Below are 2,014 nucleotides of genomic sequence, written 5' to 3'. Positions count from 1 at the left end.
TGTGCTTGTGCTTGTGTGCCTGCGGCCGGTGGCTCGTGGCCTGTGCGCCTATTCCTGTGCCTGTGCCTGCGTGCGTTACCTGTGTCTGTGTCTGTGTTTGTGTGCGTTACCTGTGTCTGTGTTTCTGTGGGTCTGTTCCTGTGCGTGTTCCTGTGTGTGTTTCTGTTTCTGTTTTTGTGTGTTTGTGTTGTTAGGGGAAGATGTTTTGGCCGGGGGTGAGGGTGTGGGTGGGGTCGTATTTGTGTTTGGTGTTGGTGAGGTTGTTCCATTGGGGGCCGTAGTGGTTTTTCCAGTCGGTGGGGGTCATGTGGGGGATGGCGCCGACGAGGTAGCGTTTGGCGCCGAGGGTGGTGGCGTGGTCGTAGAGGGTGCGGTTGTGGGTGAGTTGGGTGGTGGGGTTGGTGTTGGGGTGGGGGAAGGTGAGGAGGTCGAAGAGGTAGGTGGTGGGTTCGTTGGGGGTGATGGCGTAGGGGTGGGTGATTTTGTTGGTGGGGAAGGGGTAGAAGAGGAGGAGGCCTTGGCCGAGGGTTTCGGGGGTGAGGAGGGGGGTGGCGTAGGTGATGAAGTTGGCGGCTTGGGTGGCGGGGAGGAAGAGGCTGAGCCAGGGTTTGGGTTGGTTCCAGTAGCCGAGGTTTTTGAGGTTTTGGGTCCAGGTGTCGGCGCGGTAGGTGTATTCGCGGTAGGTCTGGTCGGTGATGGTGGTTTGGCCGGGGTCGGGGTTGAGTCCGGTGAGGAGGGGGGTGGGGTTGGGGGGTGTGGTGCCGTTGTAGTAGGTGGCGGTTTCGATTTTGTAGTGGGGGGTGGTGTTGGGTTGGGGGATGATTTCGCCGATTTGGGTGTGGAAGCGGCCGTCGTTGAGGATGGTTTGTTGGTCGGTGAGGTAGGTGGTGAGGTTGTTGTAGTAGAGGTTGAAGACGAGGGCGCGTTGGGGGGCGGGGATGAGTTTGACGGTGGCGCGGATGATGATGCCGAATTGTCCGGCGCCGGCGAGGGCGGCGTGGAAGAGGTCGCGGTTTTTGGTGGGGGTGGCGGTGAGGAGGCGGCCGGTGCCGGTGATGATGTCGATGGATTCGACGGTGTCGGCTTGGAGGCCGTGTTTTTGGACGGTGTTGCCGATGCCGCCGATGCTGATGGTGCCGCCGATGGAGAGGTGGAGGTAGTCGGTGAGGCAGGGTGGGGTGAGGCCTTGGTCGAGGGCGGCGTCGGTGAGTTGGGCCCAGGTGACGCCGGCGTCGACGGTGGCGTTGGTGGGGGTGATGGTGTGGATGCGGTTGAGGGTGCGGGCGTCGATGCTGATGCCGCCGGCGGGGGAGGCCTGGCCGTAGTTGGAGTGTGATTCGAGGTCGTTGTCGGTGCCGCTGCGGCCGTTCATGGCGACTTTGAGGCCGTTGCAGCGGGCGTAGTTGATGATTTTGATGATGTCTTGGTCGGAGCCGGGTTTGAGGACGGCGTGGGGGGTGTTGGTGGTGAGGCGGCCGAAGTCGTGGCTGAATTCGGTGAGGGTGGCGGTGTCGGTGGTGAGGGTGCCGTCGAGGGTGGGGACGGGGGAGAGGTGGCCGTGGATGGTGGGGGTGTTGGTGGTGGCCCAGGTGCGGGTGGTGGTGTTGTAGGCGGTGATGAGGGCGGTGGTGGCGGTGGTGGTGAGGAGGGTGCGCCTGGTGAGGTTGGGGTTGGGCATGGGGGTCCTGTTCGGGTAGGGGTGGGTGTTGGGGTGGTGTGTGTCTGTTCGTGGTGTGGGTGTCTGATGGTGTGATGTTCTGGGGTTGGCGGCCGGGTGGGCGGCCTGGTGGTGGTTAGTGTGTGAGGGCGGGTGCGTGGGTCCCTGAGGTGGTGGGGGCTGTGTGGGTGTTCGGTTGTCGGTTGTGTGTCCGGTTCTGGTTTCCGGTGGGGTGTTCCTGGGGTGTGGGCCGGCCGGGCGGCGGGGTCCGTGGGTGGGCGGGTGCCGCCCGGCCGTGTTGGGTGTGCCTGTGTGGTTGTGCCCGTGTGCCCGTGTGCCCGTGTGCCCGTGTGCCGG

General features: G+C 63.9%; 1 protein-coding gene. It reads right to left on the bottom strand.

The features are described 5' to 3' along the window. Positions 1–190: 190 nt before the first annotated feature. Positions 191–1,678: an FAD-binding protein gene (locus AC07AL_RS31105; RefSeq protein ID WP_478319034.1), complete on the bottom strand. Its 1,488-nt coding sequence runs from the start codon at positions 1,676–1,678 to the stop codon at positions 191–193. Between the last annotated feature and the right edge of the window lie 336 nt (positions 1,679–2,014).

This window comes from Kitasatospora sp. NPDC043949, assembly GCF_056435365.1.
The sequence above is the reverse complement of the archived record's forward strand: the minus strand, read 5'-3'. Positions and strand labels throughout refer to the sequence as shown.